We start from the raw sequence: 16,100 nt of genomic DNA, 5'->3' as shown, positions 1-16,100 counted from the left end.
AACTTGATGTGCCAAATCTTAAACCTGTCTGTCTGCAAATAAAATTGCGAGATTTATCACTTATACCCGAGTTGACGGATTTTTCTGTAAATATTGGCAGATTTTGCTAGTCAGCTCATTGGCATGGAACAATGGCAGCCCATGTGAGCCTGGTAAAACGTCTACGCTTAAAAACTTTGCAGCTAAATTTTGCAGTTTAGCCCCAACTTTGCAATCAACTAAAACATCCTGCTCGGCAAAAAAATGATACTGCTGACCTGGGTAACTTTTAAAGATCTTCACCAAGTTTAAGTTTTCCAATAAATTTAAACCCTGTTGAAGCAAAGATTGCGGCTGTGGCTGAACCAAACTTTGTAATTGTAATAAGTCAGTTTTACTGCTAGTGACGCCTTGACACACCATAAAACCAAAACGCTTTAGGGTTAGAATCGGGTCTTGTGCAAAAGATTGTTTAAACTGGGCAAATGTCGCTTGTGGCATGGCTGTATCCCAATCTGCTTGTGCAACAAAACACGGATTAGATGCAATGCTAATTAAGGTTTTATATTCTCCATATTGACTGGCAATCGCATCGACCAATAGCGTTGCCAATTGTCCACCTAGTGACCAACCGATAATCACATCAAACTGACGTGCAAATTCGACCTGTTGCTGCATGACCTGCGCATCGGCAGCATTAAAAATATTGATGAGATCAACCCGAAAACCTTGTGCGGTCAAGGCTTGCTGTAACGGATTTAAGAGTGCAATACCACCGCCCCAGCCTGTAATCAATAAAATCTGTTGTTGCACCTAGCTTTTGCTCTCAAGTTAGAAAATCAGCTCAGTATAATACTGATTCGGCTCAATCAACATCTACCAAGCACCAAGATACATCCTTTAAAAAAACCAATTAATCTAAAGAAGCCCATCTATAAAAAAACCCGATTTATCAAAAATCGGGTTTTGGTCTATTTTGCTTTGATCAGATTACATTTGCGATTGAATGTAGTTTTGTAAACCAATCAATTCAATTAAACGTAATTGTTTTTCCAACCAGTACGTATGATCTTCTTCTGTGTCGGTCATTTGCTGACGCAACATATCACGGCTGACATAATCGCCTTTTTCTTCACACAATTTTACGCCTTGCGCCAATTTTTCACGGACTTCATATTCGAGTTTTAAATCGGCTTTTAAGCAAGACACCACATCTTCACCCACGTCGATGTCATCGCGCTGCATATTTGGAGTGCCTTCAAGGAACAATACACGACGAATTAAAGCATCGGCATGCTGCGCTTCTTCCTGCATTTCATGGTCAATGCGTTCAAAAATTTTGCTTAAACCCCAATCTTCATACATACGTGAATGGATCAGGTATTGATCGCGAGCAGCCAGTTCGCCACCAATCAACATATTTAAATAGTCTACGACTTCTGGATTGCCACGCATTTGCTGTACTCCTTTTCTTAATCTAGTCATTATGACCACATTTATGCAAAATTGCAAAAGTTAATTGTTGTAAATATATGATTTTTATAAAATAAAAATGATAAACATACGCATTTGCAATATACCTTAAAAATTCCCATATATAAAACAACTGTTTGGCAAAAATCAGCTTTTAAACTGGCAATACAATGATTTTGCTTCAATTTGTAAAGAGTGAAAGAAGCCGTACTGTGACACTCAGGTATCGTAAAAAATGCCTCAAAAGCAGATTTTAAAATTCAACTGCTATATGATAGTCACGAGTTCCATCAGTTTCCTAAAATAATGACAAATCTAAATACATCAGCACCCATTTTAGTCACAGGCGCAACAGGCTATATTGCCAGTTGGGTCATTAAAAACCTGCTTGAACAAGGACATACTGTACATGCCACAGTTCGTGATCTGAATAAAACTCTCAGTTTTCAACATCTGACGGATATCGCCGAAAAAGGCACAGGAAATTTACAATTATTCCAAGCCAACTTACTTGAAGAAGGCGCTTTTGATGTTGCCATGCAAGGTTGTGAAATCGTGCTACACATGGCTTCACCTTTTGTGGTCACTAATTATAAAGATGCAATCAAAGACATTATTGAACCTGCCGTAATTGGCACCGAAAATGTGTTAAACAGCGTAAATCGTACTGCATCGGTAAAGCGTGTGGTGGTGACTTCAAGTATTGCTGCAACCTACGGCGATGCGATTGATATTTTAACGACGACCAATAACTGTTTTGATGAAAGTCACTGGAATACTAGCAGCAGCCCAGAACATCAGCCTTATCCTTATTCTAAAGTGGCGGCAGAACGCAAAGCATGGGAAATGGCGCAGGCACAAACCCGCTGGGATTTGATCTGCATCAACCCTGCGTTGGTGCTTGGCCCATCTTTGACCAAAAACACCCAATCGGGTAGCGTGGAAGTGTTATTGCAGTTTGCCAATGGCATGACCTTGGCAGGCGTCCCTGCTATGTGGAATGGCATTGTCGATGTGCGTGACGTGGCCGATGCTCACATTCAGGCCGCATTCAACCCAGCGGCTGAAGGGCGCTATATTATTAGCGGTGGTACACTCAGCTTATTAGAAATGGGGAAAATTTTAGCGCAGCACTTTGGACGCAAATATCCATTCCCACGCAATCAGTTACCTAAATTTGCCTTTAAAGCCTTTGGCCCTCTACTTGGTTTTTCCCGTAAATTTGTAGAACTGAATATGGGCTACCCAATTTATTTTAATGCAGAAAAAAGTCAGCGTGAATTGGGGATGCGCTACCGTAATATTAAAACCAGTTTAATCGAACATTTTCAGCAACTCATTGATGATGGCATTGTAAAGAAGCGTTAAATCTTCGATTTCTCTCAGTAAAAACAAAGGCACTTCATCGTTGAATTGCCTTCGTACTTAATAGTGGATAAAAATGTATGGATGCTGTTTATTCAAGTACACCATATTTCTGCATCAGCTGAATAAACTCTGCTTCATTCATAACTTGTACACCCAACTTTTCGGCTTTTTCTAGCTTTGAGCCTGCTTTCTCACCCGCCACGACACATTTGGTTTTAGTCGAGACACTGCCACTCACCCGTGCACCCAAAGCCTGCAACAACTGAGTCGCTTCATCGCGTCCCATTTGGCTCAAGGTCCCTGTAATCACCCAGCTTTCGCCATTCAAAGGCTGACGTGTCGGTGCAATTGGAGCATCCCAGTGAATGCCTGCCGCCAATAAACGATCCAACACTTCTAAATTATGCGGCGCTTGGAAAAAGTCCAAAATCCATTCTGCGGTAATATCTCCCACATCTGGAGTTTTCTTTAATGCTTCTAAATCAGCGTCACGCAAAGCCTCTAAAGTTTGAAACGTATTGGCAAGCATCCGTGCGGTGGTTTCGCCAACACCACGAATTCCCAAGGCATAAATAAATGCTGCCAACGTGGTTTTTTTGCTGTTTTCAATTGAGTCAATCAAGTTTTGAACCGACTTCTCACCCATTTTTTCAATGCCGAGCAAGGTGTCGCGGTGTTCGTGTAAATGATAAATATCGGCCACATTTTGCAGCAAGTTCAAATGCAGCAATGACTCCACCCAACGATCCCCCAAACCTTCAATATTCATGGCTTTACGCGATACAAAATGACGAATCGCTTCAATACGCTGCGCAGCACAATACAAACCACCTGAGCAACGCGCCAACGCCTCACCTTCAGGCATCACCACAGGTGAATCACACACAGGGCATTGTTTAGGTAAATGCACTTCTTGTGCATCGGCAAGGCGAAATTCAGGCCAGACTTTTTCAACTTTGGGAATCACATCTCCACTACGGTAAACACTGACCGTATCGCCTAAACGGACATCCAAACGATGAATTTCACCAATATTATGTAACGTAACATTGGATACCGTCACACCGCCTACGGAAACGGGGTTTAAACGTGCCACAGGGGTTAACGTACCTGTGCGCCCCACTTGCCAATCAATATTCTCAATGGTGGTTAAAGCTGTTACTGCAGGGAATTTATAGGCAGTCGCCCAGCGCGGCTCACGACTTAAAAAACCCAATTGCTGTTGTTGCTTCAAATCATTGACCTTAACCACCATGCCATCAATTTCAACGCTTAAATTCGGACGCTCAAGGTTAATTTGCTCATAGACCGCCTGAACCTCTTGAATGCTCTTACAGACAAAATGACGTTCACCAATTTCAAAGCCAAACTGCTCCAACCATGCCAAACTGTCGGACATGGTACTTTGTCCATGAGGTGGCACACATTGCGCAATGCCATAAGCATAGAATGCCAAAGGACGTGATGCCGCTATATTTGGATCTAACTGACGCAAACTTCCTGCTGCTGCATTACGTGGATTGGCAAAGGTTTTTTCACCTTTTGCTATATTGGCCGCATTGAGTTTCTCAAAACCAAGTTTTGGCATCAACACTTCACCGCGCACTTCCAAAAGTTCAGGAATGGCAGCTTCTGTTGCTGTCAAGACTTTAGGTAAATTACGGATGGTTTTAATGTTGTGGGTAATATCTTCCCCAGTTTCCCCATCACCACGGGTCACACCACGCACTAAAATACCGTGCTCATACCAAAGTGAAATCGCCAAACCATCAAATTTAAGTTCGACATCGTATTCAATATTTTGATTAGGCAAACGCTCTTCGACACGTCTTGCAAAAGCAAATAATTCTTCCTGATTAAACACATTGCCTAAAGACAACATGGGTACGGCATGCCTAACCGTAGTGAACTTCGCCAAAGGGGTGCCACCGACTTTATTGGTCGGTGTATCGGGTTGTACTAAATCTGGATGCTGTTGCTCTAACGCTTTGAGTTGATGGAAAAGCTGATCATATTCGCTGTCTGCAATTGTCGGTTGATCCATCACATAATAGGCATGATTGTGCTTGGCAAGTAGTTGAATCAATTGACGCATTTGCGCCACGACAGTTAAATCTACAGACATATTTCCACCATAAAAAAAGGCGGTCTTGTTCCGCCCTTCAATTTTTCTATGTAGCGTATGCTACCGCTTGTATTGCTGCACATTATAAAAATGCAGCTGTAAAGTTGCAATTTATCTAGCTGCACTCAGTTCAATTACACAGCACTTGAAAACAGCTTGCACCAAGTGCGAGATCGTAATTTTAAGCATGACTTGCTTGACCAGCACGATAATCGATTGCCTGATGACGCCAGTGCTCGCGTAATTGTGGGGTAAATTCCAAATGGTTTTGGTCATAGACCGTTCCATCAATTTCACGTGCAATCAGTCCCGAAATACTAACCATGGTGTCAAAGGCATTTTGCACATCGCTATGCGGCAAAGCGAGGAAGAACGCCAAACCTTTGACTTGTTCAGTCGATAAGGTTTCTAAATCAAAACCATCTGCGCCTTCATCATTAATTTGTAAAACCGAGAATAATAATTTGGTGCCATCTTCGTTATAACGATGAAAACATGACATTTCACCAAAACGTAAACCGTATTTCATCAATACTTTTAGGGCTTTATCGCCCGAAAGTATGCGACGTTCAGGGAAGATATTCAGCGCAATAAAAGATTCAGCTGTTGCTAAGGCACTTTCTTCATCCATGATTTTTTGTTCGTGCAAGTGTGAATCTAAAATGCTACTTTCTTCATTAAAGTCAGAAATTTTTGCAGTTTCAATGTGTTGATTCAGTCTGTATTCAGTCGAAGCTTTGTTTTGCTCAGCAGTCTCTGCATTCGGTTCCGTTTCTGCAATCACTTGCTGAATTTCATCCGACAATGAATATTCTGTAGTTGCAGCTGTCGGCGTTGGCGTATCTTGTTCTGCTTCAGATTTCGATACTGTAGCGGATGGATCAAGCGCAGAAGTTTTTGTATCTGCCTGCAAACTCGGTTCAACTTTGTCGGTTTCCGTATTTGAAGAAGCTACAATATCATCTGTTAAAGCCTGCGGTTCCGACTTGGTAACCGCCTCTGGTGGAACGTCATCTGCTATTAAAGTCGGCTCCACACGTGGTGGCTTAGCGTCGCTTTGCAATTGGTCTCGTACATGGCGTGGAATAATCGGTTGTTGACAATCTTCATTGAACTGCAATTCAGAATCCAATGACGGTGCTGAATCTGTAGGTTTTTTGAGAATCATTTTCAAACCAAACGCCATGATCACAATAGCGATGACAATTCCAACGATTGTGGTGATTTCCATATTATGCCTCCGCGACTAGGCCGTATTCTGCGGCTTCTTCTATATTTACGGTTACTAATTTTGAGGTTCCCGGTTCAGGCATGGTAACACCTAAGAGGTCGGTTGCCATCGTCATAGCAAGTTTATTATGTGTAATGTAAATGAATTGCACTTGTTCAGAAAGTTCTTTTACTAAATTACAAAAGCGTCCCACGTTGGCATCATCCAACGGCGCATCAACTTCATCTAGCACACAAAATGGCGCTGGGTTTAAACGGAAGATTGCAAAAACCAAAGCCAAAGCTGTCAGGGCTTTTTCGCCCCCTGAAAGTAAGGCCAAAGAACTGTTGCGCTTACCTGGTGGACGCGCCATCAATTTGACCCCAGATTGCCAATCATCTTCCAAACTCAGACTGGCTTCACCGCCATTAAAGACTTTAGGAAACAGCTCCTGCAATTCGGTATTGATCTGATCAAAGGTGTTCATAAACAGTTTACGAGTTTCCTGATCAATACTTTTCATTGCCGCCTGCAACTGCGAAACAGTATTTTGTAAGTCTTCAATTTGATAGCTTAATTCTGCAAAACGAGCGGTGACTTCTTCATATTCTTCCGAAGCTGCTAAATTGACCGCTCCCAATTTATCAAACTGCTGCTGTGCTTTCAGCAGTTTTTGTTGATGCGAGGCAACATCAATCTGCAAACCTGTGATGATCTCGCTGTTTAAATCTTTCAACTGTTCAGAATAATGCTGATAGTCTGACTTTGCCGACTGCCATGCCAAGCGTTTTTCTTCAAGTTTGGCACGTAATTGTTCGTCTTGTTGCTGTTGCTGCTGCCGCTGTTCGGTCAGTTGCTGCTGCTTGGATTGGACACTGTGCAATTCCACTTGCCATTCCTGCCAAGTTTTTTGCAGCTTTTCAGTCTCTTGCTGCTGCTCTGAAAACTGAGTTTCCAAAGCAGGTAATTCCAACTGAACAGGATCGACAAACTTTTTGGCTTGTTCCATTTGCGCCATAATTTGTTGATATTGTGCTTTTAAGAAAGTGGCATCTTTTTCTAACAGCTCAATTTGCTGCTGAGTTTGTACCGCTTGACGGCGTAACAGCTCCACTTCTTGTTGTTGCTGCTGAAATTGCTGCTGTGAACTATCAAGTTGTTCATTCAACTGCTCGACCTGAAATTGCAAGGTTTTATACTGCGGTAAAGCTTGCTCAAGTTTAAAAGCCAAAGCATGTAAATCAATTTCCAGATCATCTTTTTGCATGGCATCTTCTTCGAGCTGTTCATCTAATTGTGCCAATTGATGCTGTAATTGTTGCTTCTGCACCGCAAAAGCCTGTGCAGCACTTTCAGCTTTCGCCATTTGTACATCTAGCGTTTGCAAAGCTTGCTGCTGCTGTTTGAGCTGATGCTGTTGTTGCTGCAATTGCTGCTGTAACTGTTGTACTTGTTGCTGCAATTCAGGCAGTTGCTGTTCTGCTTGCTCATATTGTGGCAGGTGCTGCGCCAACGCCTGTTCAATTTGCTCCAAGCGAATCCGATGACTCAGCGCCCCTTGCCCCGCCTGTGCGGCTTCATCATAAAACAGCCCGATGACCCAATCTGGCCCCACATGATAACCATCTAAACTAAGAATGGATTGCCCTGCCTGCAGTTGCGTTTGCAATGCCAAAGCCTGCGATAAACTTTCTGTAATTGCGACACTTTGCCACAAACTACTTTGCGGTGACACAATCCAGTCACTGAGGGACTCACACCCCGAAAGCTGTATTTTCGATGTTTGCGAGTCTAGCGTCACTTGGACTTTTAACTGACGTGCGCGGCTGTCCTGAAATTCAGTATCTGCCTCTACCACCTGCGCAGACAGCCATTTAGCCAAAAACTTTTCAATCAAATTGGCATGCGGTTTCGCCACCTCTGTAAGTTGTAATACTTGCATCAACTGCACCACATCGGCTTGTTTTTTTGGACTTTGCTTAATGAGCAATTGATTGAGGTTTTTCTGTTCTGACTGCAAAATCTGAATCTCAGATTTTAAGGTCGCACACTGCGCTTTGTGCTCATTATAGCTTGCCTGCAACGTGGCGAGTTGCTGAGTGCTGTCTTGAATATTCAGTTCTAGTGTCAGCATTTCAGCCTGCAAGCGGGTTTTTTCGTCCTGCAGTTGTTGCATTCCCTCTTGCTGATCTTGCGGCTGAATTTGTGCAAACTGCTGTGTCAGGGTTTGTTTTTGCTGTTCAATACGGCTGATGTTTTTCGCCAGTTGCTCACTTTGCGCCTGCATGTGCACATGCTTTTGTTGTTGCTGTTCTACTTGCGCTTTGACTTGGGCATATTGTGCCGCTTGGGTTTGCTGCTGCGCTTTTAAATCCTGAAATTGCTGACTCTGCTGCTGTGTCAAATGCTCTTGCTGCTGTAGATTTCCCTGTTGATTTTCTTGCTGATCAACCAGACTCTCTAGCTGCAATTCAATCAACTGCAAACGCTCTTTGGTTTGTGCTTTTTGTTGTTCGAGTTGCGATAAAGTCGCGGTATTTTGCTGAAACAGACTTTGTTTTTGTTCTAAAGTCATTTTCAGTTCAGCCAGTTTCTTTTCTGCCTGTTGCCATTCTTGCTGTAGCGGTGTCGATAGATGAATTAAACGCTGAAATAACTCACTGGTTGCGGTTAAGTCATGTTCCAAAGTGCTTAGCTCAGAGCGCACTAATTTAAAGCTTTCCCCCAACTCATTCATACTCAGGGTATATTCTTGCTGTAAACGTGCACTTTGTTCACACTGAAAAGACAACACTTCGACTTTAATGGTGCGAATTTCGCTTTCGAGCGCTTTGTATTGAATTGCTGTTTCTGACTGACGTTTTAAGGTTTTCAGCTGCGATTTTAGTTCCGAAGCAATATCTTCCAAACGCGCCAGATTCTGCGTGGTGTGATCCAAATGCAGCATAGTTTCACGACGACGCGCCTGATAACGTGATACGCCTGCCGCTTCTTCAATAAACACTCGCATTTCTTCAGGCTTGGCATCGACCAAACGGTTGATCATACCCTGTTCAATAATTGCATAAGAACGCGGGCCTAAACCTGTACCCAGAAAAATATCGGTGATGTCACGACGACGACACTTGGTTCCATTTAAAAAATATTCAGACTTACCATCACGGTTGACCTGCCGACGTACCGACAGTTCATTATAGGCGTTATAAGCACCGCCCAATTTGCCATAGGTATTGTCAAAACGCAGTTCAACACTGGCTACACCTACAGGTTTGCGTTTGGCAGTTCCTGTGAAAATTACATCCTGCATACTGCCGCCACGCAACTGGCGCGCACTAGATTCGCCCATCACCCAACGAATGGCGTCAATCACATTGGATTTACCACAACCATTCGGCCCCACCACAGCGGTACGGTTGGCTTTAAAATGTAAGGTCGTACTGTCGGCAAAAGATTTGAAGCCAGAAAGTTTTAAACTGCTTAAACGCATAATGTCCCAATTAACGGCGTGAACGTCTTGCCCATGCAAGCTCGATCTGTTTCATACGGGTCAGAGATTCCAACACCAAGTTGCGCAAGTGTCGGCAAAAATCTTCCATAAATAAAGTGGCTTGTTGTGATTTTCTGCTTAAAATTGCATCACTCACCAGTTTAAATAATTCAAAAGATTCCTGTAACTCCCGACGCGAAGTATTTAAGGTCAAAAAGTAACTGCGTCTTAACGATGGCAATAACTCTTGATAGAACTTCATTAAGTATAAATTTCCCACCATATCAGGCTGCTGCGCCAGATATTGAAAAATTAGATCATAAAATTTTTCGGTATGGCCCTGCCGGTATTCGGCCTCAATCTGCTCCATCAGCTTTTGCAGCTGTTCAATTTCATGATGGCGCCAGGTTTCTGCAATGCGCTGTACAATCTGCCCCAGCAGCAGGCTGCAGGTATCAAACAGGGCACGCACCTGCTGGGCCGACATTTCCGACACAATCGCGCCGCGCCGCGGAAAAATTTCAATGAGATGGGTACGTTCCAATAACAACAACGCTTCACGCACCGAACCACGACTGACGTCCAATTCTTTGGCAATACGCAATTCCTGAATACGTTCACCTTCAACCAAATCACCGCTAATAATCTGTTCTGCGATGTGGCGGGCAATTTGTTCCGATAAACTTTCTGATTCTTGTTGTTGCATACTGTTCCTATCTTGTTTTTATAAGATGCAGTGATGAGAATTCAGAGCCACACTCATTGAGGACATCTCAAGATCATCCCTTGACTGCAAGCACAGCTCCGATACAAGCATCTTTCTTTTTACTGCGAAACAGCTCACAACGCCATGACATTGTCCGACAATTTGATGGCGCTAGAGCCAATTTTACCCGGCTTAAAAAAAACACAGCTTAAAACAAAAAAGCAGCGACTCAACTTAGAAAAATACTCGCATGCCCTGATAAACAAAATAACACCCAACGGTGGTGAGCAAGCAGGCAAAACATTTTTTCAGCATTGCTGGCGATAACAAATGCGCCACTTTTGCACCGACCTTGGCAGTAATAAAGCTCATCACACTAATGCCTATAAACGCATAAATGTGGATATAGCCAATGGTATTGGGTACTGTAATTTCGGCTTGCTGACCAAACCACATAAACCCGAGTGCCCCTGCCACCGCAATTGGCAAACCACAAGCAGCTGAGGTGGCTACCGCTTTTTGCATGACCACGCCATAACGGTTTAAATACGGCACGGTTAAACTGCCACCGCCAATCCCGAAAATTGCAGAGGCAATGCCAATCCCACCTCCCGCCATGACTTGCTTGGCTGTTGAAGGCAAATGATGTGAAGGATCAACCGCAATATTTGCGCCTCTAAACATCTTAAAAGCCACCCACAGTGCAAAACCGCCAATCAATAACTGCAAACCCTGACCCGAAAGGAAATCGGCAATACCTGCACCAACAAATGCACCCACAATTAAACCCGGTGCAAGATTACGAAATACAGGCCACATCACCGCACCTTTTTTATGGTGTGCCGTAACCGAGCTGATCGAAGTTACAATAATGGTTGCCAACGATGTCCCAACCGCCATGTGCATTAACACCGATGGGTCATAATTGAGTTGAGTGAAGACAATATATAAAATTGGCACAATAATTAAGCCGCCGCCCACGCCAAACAGCCCTGCTGCAAATCCAGCAATTGCACCAATCAATAAATATATGATTAACTCCATAAATATATTCCACTATGTGTAAATTCGTATGGATGTAGAAACCCGACAACTGCAACAACAACTCACAGATGCAGGACAGCTTCCAGAAGTACTCATCCTGAAGCCGATTGCCACTTCCACCAATGATGATGTACGGGAAATTGCACAAAAAGGTGTGCAGAGTGTCTTGGTGTGTAGTACCAGACAAACGCATGGTCGAGGACAACGTCAACGGCAATGGGTATCACCCGAAGGGAACATCTATTTAAGCACATTGCTAAATTTACGAATACCTGTAAATGGGCGTTTAGCTTTAGAAGTTGCGTTAAATATCTTGCAAATGCCAAGTCTACAAGCGCTGGATTTACAAGTAAAATGGCCAAATGACTTATACAGCCCGCAGGGCAAATGGGGCGGCATCTTAATTGAGCCAATTTCTGCACAGCAAGTCATAGTTGGAGTTGGGCTTAATCTTGCTCCTGTCAGCTCACCCGTTATTGATCAAAAAACCACATCGCTGACCGAACTAGGCTTAGTATCTATTGACCGTGTGCGCCTGATTGCAGAACTTTATCTTGCTATTCAACAAGCCTGTGACTGGTTTAATCATGATTGTTATAATTTGGCCTCCCGCTTCAATCATCATGCCGCATTTATGCAACAACAAGTTGAATTTAAACATTTTAAAGGCAGTTGTCAGGGTACTTTCTTAGGCATTCAGGATGATGGCGCGGTACAAATTGAAACGGTACAAGGACTTGAAATTTTTTATCAGGGACGTTTACGCCCTATCGATCATGCCGAGTCATCTTCATGAAAAATTTATGGTTAGATATTGGTAATACCCGACTCAAATACTGGATTACCGAACATCAGCAGATTGTAGAGCATGCCGCTGAACTACATCTTCAATCTCCAGCCGATTTACTGCTGGGCCTGATCCAGCATTTTAAAAGCCTGAACCTGACCCATGTTGGGGTATCTTCTGTTCAGGACCAGAAAAATAATGAACGGATTCAGCAGATTTTAAAACCCCTGAATATTCCAGTGATTTTTGCCCGAGTACAGGCCGAATATGCCAACCTGAGCTGTGGCTATGATATTCAGCAGCTCGGAATTGACCGCTGGTTGCAGGTATTGGCCGTAGCTGAAGCCGACAAAGATTTATGCGTGATTAGCTGCGGTACCGCACTGACCATTGATCTGACCCAAGGCCATCAGCATCTGGGGGGCTATATTCTGCCCAACCTATATTTGCAGCGTGATTCGTTAATTCAGCACACCAAAGGCATCCGGATTCCAGAAGCAGCCTTTGATGACCTAAGTCCCGGCACCAATACCCTGGATGCTGTGCATCATGGCATTTTACTGGGGCTGCTCAGCAGTATTGAATATGTGATGCAGCAATCTGCGCGTCAACTTGTACTGACCGGTGGTGATGCACCCCTGTTTGCCAAATTCTTGCAACATTACCAACCATTAGTTGAGCAAGATTTATTGCTGAAAGGTTTGCAGCGCTACATCCAGCATTGCTCCACGGCCAATGAGCCTAGACGGCTTATTCCACAATAATATGAGGCAGTATCGCCTGCCAGACTTCCACCAGTTGGGTACAGCCTTGAGAGTCAATAAAATGTCCTTGATGCTGTGCCTCAATAATCCTTGCATCCAGACTGCGCGCCTGTTCTAGACTAAATTTTGGCAGTACCCGGTCATCGCCAGCCGAGTAAATCACAACCCGATGCGCAATTTGGCGCTTTAGCAAGTCAAAATCAATTTTACAGGCATCAATAAAAGGATTGACCTCGTCCAGCCGGCCCAAACGGCCATTAAAGCCGGCCACCAGCACCACCTGTTTAATTTTCTGGGTTTTCAGTTTTTTGGTCAGAAAGTGCAAAGTAGCAATACAGCCCAGACTGTGAGCAATGAAAATGGTGTTTTCGTCAATCTCATCGACCTGCTCATCCATTTGCCGCTTCCACACTTCCAGGGTTGGCGTAGGCGATGGATCGAGTCTTAACACTTTCAGACTGGCTTTTTGCTGGTCGGCATACTCCTGAATCCAAGGAAACCAGTTTTCATCTGGACTGGCGGTATAACCATGTACCACATAAATTTGTGCCATTGTTGTGCTCGCTGTTCGTTCCTGATGCACATCAGTGTGCCCGAAACAGCGCGGCTTTTGGGTAAGCGTCTGTTGGGTTTTCTTAAAGATCACCGCAGCACGCTCGCCTGAATAGTTTAAAAATGGAGAGCAACAAAAAGGCGCACCCGGCGCCTTGATGCTTTGAATTCCATACTATTTCGGTTCTTTACCGCCGAACAGCGGACCCATACCGCCACCACCGCCAAACTGCTTTTGCAGATTGCCCAATGATTTCATCATTTTTGCCATGCCCGATGGATTGGCAAATTTTTTCATCATTTTTGCCATTTGTGCATGTTGCTTGATGAGTTTATTCACTTCCGCTACTTCCATACCACAACCCGCAGCAATACGTTTTTTACGGCTTGGGTTCATCAGGTCTGGGTTACGGCGTTCTTTAATGGTCATCGACTGGATAATCGCTTCCATCTTTTTCACTTGCTTTTCAGGGTTGGCTTGTGCAATCGCATCTTGAATACCTGAATTGCTCATGCCAGGCAACTTGTCCAGGAAGCCCATCATGCCGCCCATTTTGTTCATTTGTTCAAACTGCATCAACATATCTTCAAAGTTGAAGCTACCGCCTTTTTGCAGTTTTTTCGCCATTTTTTCGGCTTTTTCTTTGTCGATTTTACGTTCAACTTCTTCGACCAAAGACAGCACGTCACCCATGCCCAAAATACGTTGTGCAACACGTTCTGGGTGGAATGGCTCTAGGGCATCGAGTTTTTCACCCATCCCCAGGAATTTAATTGGTTTACCTGTAATCGCTCGCACTGAAAGTGCTGCACCACCGCGTGCATCACCATCAGTCTTGGTCAGGATCACACCCGTTAATGGCAAGGCATCATTAAAGGCTTTGGCGGTATTTGCCGCATCCTGCCCCGTCATAGCATCCACCACGAACAAGGTTTCAGTCGGTTTAATCGCTGAATGTAATGCCTTGATTTCGTCCATCATGTCATCATCGACATGCAAACGACCTGCGGTATCGACAATTAAAACATCAGCAAACTGAATTTTTGCCTGTTCGATAGCACGGATGGCAATATCTACAGGGTTTTCATTGGCATTCGAGTCAAAGAAAATTGCACCAACTTCACCAGCAACTGTTTGTAGCTGTTTAATCGCTGCAGGACGGTAAACGTCGGCAGACACCATCGCCACTTTTTTCTTTTGACGTTCTTGTAAGAAACGTGCCAATTTTGCTGCAGTAGTGGTTTTACCCGCACCCTGCAAACCTGCCAACAACACCACAACTGGTGGCTTGGCAGCTAGGTCAAGGCTTTCATTGGCCTCGCCCATCATTTTGGTTAATTCGTCATAAACGATTTTAACGAATGCCTGACCAGGCGATAACTGAGTCATCACTTCCTGACCCAATGCCTCTTCCTTAACTTTCGCGATGAATTCACGAGTTACAGGTAACGCCACATCGGCTTCAAGAAGTGCCATACGTACTTCACGTAACGTATCTTTAATATTGTCTTCGGTTAGCTGCCCTGAGCCAGTAACATTTCTTAAACTCTGCGTGAGTCGTTCTGTTAAGGTATCAAACATTGCAAATTCCGCTTAAAATAGCCATTAGCAAAAAAATGTTTCTTTAAAATAGAAAATTTATGCACAAGATGCTATAGGATACTGTAGTTCGCATCGAATTTATATAAATGAATATTCATCATCCTGAAAAAGGTTTGACATGATCAGTCTCCCCTTGGTTTATACGATTTTAGCATTAATCGCTTATACCAGTTCTTTTTGGTATTTATTTTCACATTTAATGTCTAAACGTGCGCCAAATCACTGGTTTATTCGTTCTCTGCTCAGTTTGGGCTTATTGCTGCATGCTGCCGTGTTGTATAACGATATGTGGACGCCGATGGGTGTCAATTACAACGTATTTAACCTGATGTCATTTACTTCAGGTTTAATGTTGTTATTGAGCTTGTTGTTTAGTACTTACCGGCCTGTGATTGCGCTGAATTTGATTGGTATTCCTGTAGCCGCAGTGGGTTTAATTACAGGCTTTACATTCAGCCAACATAATTTATTTATCAACCAAAACTCGATTGGCTTAGACATTCATATCATTTTGTCGCTGTCTGCTTATGCCGTATTGTTGATGGCGACCATTCATGCCGTATTAATGTGGTTTCAAAACCGCGAACTCAAAAACAAACAAAAGCGTCGAGTTTGGGTCAATTTACTACCCTCTTTGCAAGATATGGAATCTTTGCTATTTGACATGTTGATTGCAGGCTTTGCTTTACTCACAGTCGCACTAGGCTTTGGTTTCTTTACGATAGAACATTTCTTTGCACAGCATTTAGCGCATAAAACTGCCTTTAGTATAATTTCATGGTTTGTCTATGGGGCATTATTACTTGGACGTTATAAGTTTGGCTGGCGTGGACAAAAAGCGATTCGCTTTACCATTATTGGTTTCTTTTTGTTGGCGCTCGGTTTTATTGGTTCTAAATTTGTGTTGGAAATGATTTTGGGGAAGTAATATTCTTTTGTTCAGTTTACCTCATTAAAAGCGTGGAACATGATAAATTATTTAAAAAGCCCAAGTATCTGTAC

13 protein-coding genes are annotated in these 16,100 nt (G+C 43.4%); 4 read left to right on the top strand and 9 right to left on the bottom strand.

Annotated features, from left to right (window positions below; genetic code table 11):
- Window positions 1-60 precede the first annotated feature (60 nt).
- Window positions 61-792, bottom strand: a complete 732-nt coding sequence (locus tag L6C30_RS07420; RefSeq protein ID WP_230244020.1) for a hydrolase — start codon at window positions 790-792, stop codon at window positions 61-63.
- 177 nt (window positions 793-969) lie between these two features.
- Window positions 970-1,434: a bacterioferritin gene (gene bfr, locus L6C30_RS07415; RefSeq protein WP_004972356.1), complete on the bottom strand. Its 465-nt coding sequence runs from the start codon at window positions 1,432-1,434 to the stop codon at window positions 970-972.
- A gap of 324 nt (window positions 1,435-1,758) precedes the next feature.
- On the opposite strand from bfr, the gene L6C30_RS07410 reads away from it, so the two are divergent.
- Window positions 1,759-2,820 carry an aldehyde reductase gene (locus tag L6C30_RS07410; RefSeq protein WP_230244019.1) on the top strand — a complete coding sequence of 354 codons (1,062 nt, stop codon included), beginning with the start codon at window positions 1,759-1,761 and terminating at the stop codon, window positions 2,818-2,820.
- A gap of 88 nt (window positions 2,821-2,908) precedes the next feature.
- On the opposite strand, the gene ligA is transcribed toward L6C30_RS07410, so the two are convergent.
- The 5 genes from ligA to L6C30_RS07385 all read right to left on the bottom strand — a co-directional run bounded on the left by ligA (window position 2,909) and on the right by L6C30_RS07385 (window position 11,392).
- Entirely contained in the window at window positions 2,909-4,945 is a 2,037-nt protein-coding gene (gene ligA / locus L6C30_RS07405) for an NAD-dependent DNA ligase LigA (RefSeq protein ID WP_230244018.1), read from the bottom strand.
- Between the two features lie 181 nt (window positions 4,946-5,126).
- Complete coding sequence (locus L6C30_RS07400; RefSeq protein ID WP_236162766.1) at window positions 5,127-6,176, bottom strand: cell division protein ZipA C-terminal FtsZ-binding domain-containing protein; 1,050 nt, start codon at window positions 6,174-6,176, stop codon at window positions 5,127-5,129.
- Between the two features lies 1 nt (window position 6,177).
- On the bottom strand, window positions 6,178-9,642 hold the full coding sequence (gene smc / locus L6C30_RS07395) for a chromosome segregation protein SMC (RefSeq protein ID WP_236162765.1): 3,465 nt from the start codon (window positions 9,640-9,642) through the stop codon (window positions 6,178-6,180).
- A 10-nt stretch (window positions 9,643-9,652) separates the two neighbouring features.
- The gene (locus L6C30_RS07390; RefSeq protein WP_178319268.1) at window positions 9,653-10,348 is read right to left on the bottom strand and encodes a GntR family transcriptional regulator; all 696 of its coding nucleotides are present in this window, start codon (window positions 10,346-10,348) and stop codon (window positions 9,653-9,655) included.
- Between the two features lie 234 nt (window positions 10,349-10,582).
- Window positions 10,583-11,392 (bottom strand): sulfite exporter TauE/SafE family protein, encoded by an 810-nt coding sequence (locus L6C30_RS07385; protein WP_070152947.1) that lies wholly within the window; start codon window positions 11,390-11,392, stop codon window positions 10,583-10,585.
- Window positions 11,393-11,420: 28 nt separating this feature from the next.
- On the opposite strand from L6C30_RS07385, the gene L6C30_RS07380 reads away from it, so the two are divergent.
- Together L6C30_RS07380 and L6C30_RS07375 are read left to right on the top strand one after the other, a co-directional pair.
- Entirely contained in the window at window positions 11,421-12,188 is a 768-nt protein-coding gene (locus tag L6C30_RS07380; RefSeq protein ID WP_236162764.1) for a biotin--[acetyl-CoA-carboxylase] ligase, read from the top strand.
- Window positions 12,185-12,943, top strand: coding sequence for a type III pantothenate kinase (locus tag L6C30_RS07375; RefSeq protein ID WP_236162763.1), 759 nt, complete (start codon window positions 12,185-12,187; stop codon window positions 12,941-12,943). The genes L6C30_RS07380 and L6C30_RS07375 overlap by 4 nt, the downstream gene beginning before the upstream one ends.
- On the opposite strand, the gene L6C30_RS07370 is transcribed toward L6C30_RS07375, so the two are convergent.
- Both L6C30_RS07370 and ffh read right to left on the bottom strand, forming a co-directional pair.
- On the bottom strand, window positions 12,930-13,496 hold the full coding sequence (locus L6C30_RS07370) for an alpha/beta hydrolase (protein WP_236162762.1): 567 nt from the start codon (window positions 13,494-13,496) through the stop codon (window positions 12,930-12,932). The two genes, L6C30_RS07375 and L6C30_RS07370, sit on opposite strands and share 14 nt — an antisense overlap.
- A 174-nt stretch (window positions 13,497-13,670) precedes the next feature.
- On the bottom strand, window positions 13,671-15,077 hold the full coding sequence (gene ffh / locus L6C30_RS07365; protein WP_236162761.1) for a signal recognition particle protein: 1,407 nt from the start codon (window positions 15,075-15,077) through the stop codon (window positions 13,671-13,673).
- A 139-nt stretch (window positions 15,078-15,216) separates the two neighbouring features.
- On the opposite strand from ffh, the gene L6C30_RS07360 reads away from it, so the two are divergent.
- Window positions 15,217-16,026: an inner membrane protein YpjD gene (locus L6C30_RS07360; protein ID WP_236162760.1), complete on the top strand. Its 810-nt coding sequence runs from the start codon at window positions 15,217-15,219 to the stop codon at window positions 16,024-16,026.
- Window positions 16,027-16,100 lie beyond the last annotated feature (74 nt).

Source organism: Acinetobacter sp. KAM396 (genome assembly GCF_021602765.1).
Lineage (GTDB): Bacteria > Pseudomonadota > Gammaproteobacteria > Pseudomonadales > Moraxellaceae > Acinetobacter > Acinetobacter towneri_A.
This window is presented reverse-complemented; position numbering and strand designations above follow the sequence as displayed.

Excerpts from the sequence above, each read along its gene's own strand:
- bfr (WP_004972356.1), bottom strand. The coding sequence starts at position 1,434 with ATGCGTGGCAATCCAGAAGTCGTAGACTATTTAAATATGTTGATTGGT.
- L6C30_RS07410 (WP_230244019.1), top strand. The coding sequence starts at position 1,759 with ATGACAAATCTAAATACATCAGCACCCATTTTAGTCACAGGCGCAACA.
- ligA (WP_230244018.1), bottom strand. The coding sequence starts at position 4,945 with ATGTCTGTAGATTTAACTGTCGTGGCGCAAATGCGTCAATTGATTCAA.
- L6C30_RS07400 (WP_236162766.1), bottom strand. The coding sequence starts at position 6,176 with ATGGAAATCACCACAATCGTTGGAATTGTCATCGCTATTGTGATCATG.
- smc (WP_236162765.1), bottom strand. The coding sequence starts at position 9,642 with ATGCGTTTAAGCAGTTTAAAACTTTCTGGCTTCAAATCTTTTGCCGAC.
- L6C30_RS07390 (WP_178319268.1), bottom strand. The coding sequence starts at position 10,348 with ATGCAACAACAAGAATCAGAAAGTTTATCGGAACAAATTGCCCGCCAC.
- L6C30_RS07385 (WP_070152947.1), bottom strand. The coding sequence starts at position 11,392 with ATGGAGTTAATCATATATTTATTGATTGGTGCAATTGCTGGATTTGCA.
- L6C30_RS07380 (WP_236162764.1), top strand. The coding sequence starts at position 11,421 with ATGGATGTAGAAACCCGACAACTGCAACAACAACTCACAGATGCAGGA.
- L6C30_RS07375 (WP_236162763.1), top strand. The coding sequence starts at position 12,185 with ATGAAAAATTTATGGTTAGATATTGGTAATACCCGACTCAAATACTGG.
- L6C30_RS07370 (WP_236162762.1), bottom strand. The coding sequence starts at position 13,496 with ATGGCACAAATTTATGTGGTACATGGTTATACCGCCAGTCCAGATGAA.
- ffh (WP_236162761.1), bottom strand. The coding sequence starts at position 15,077 with ATGTTTGATACCTTAACAGAACGACTCACGCAGAGTTTAAGAAATGTT.
- L6C30_RS07360 (WP_236162760.1), top strand. The coding sequence starts at position 15,217 with ATGATCAGTCTCCCCTTGGTTTATACGATTTTAGCATTAATCGCTTAT.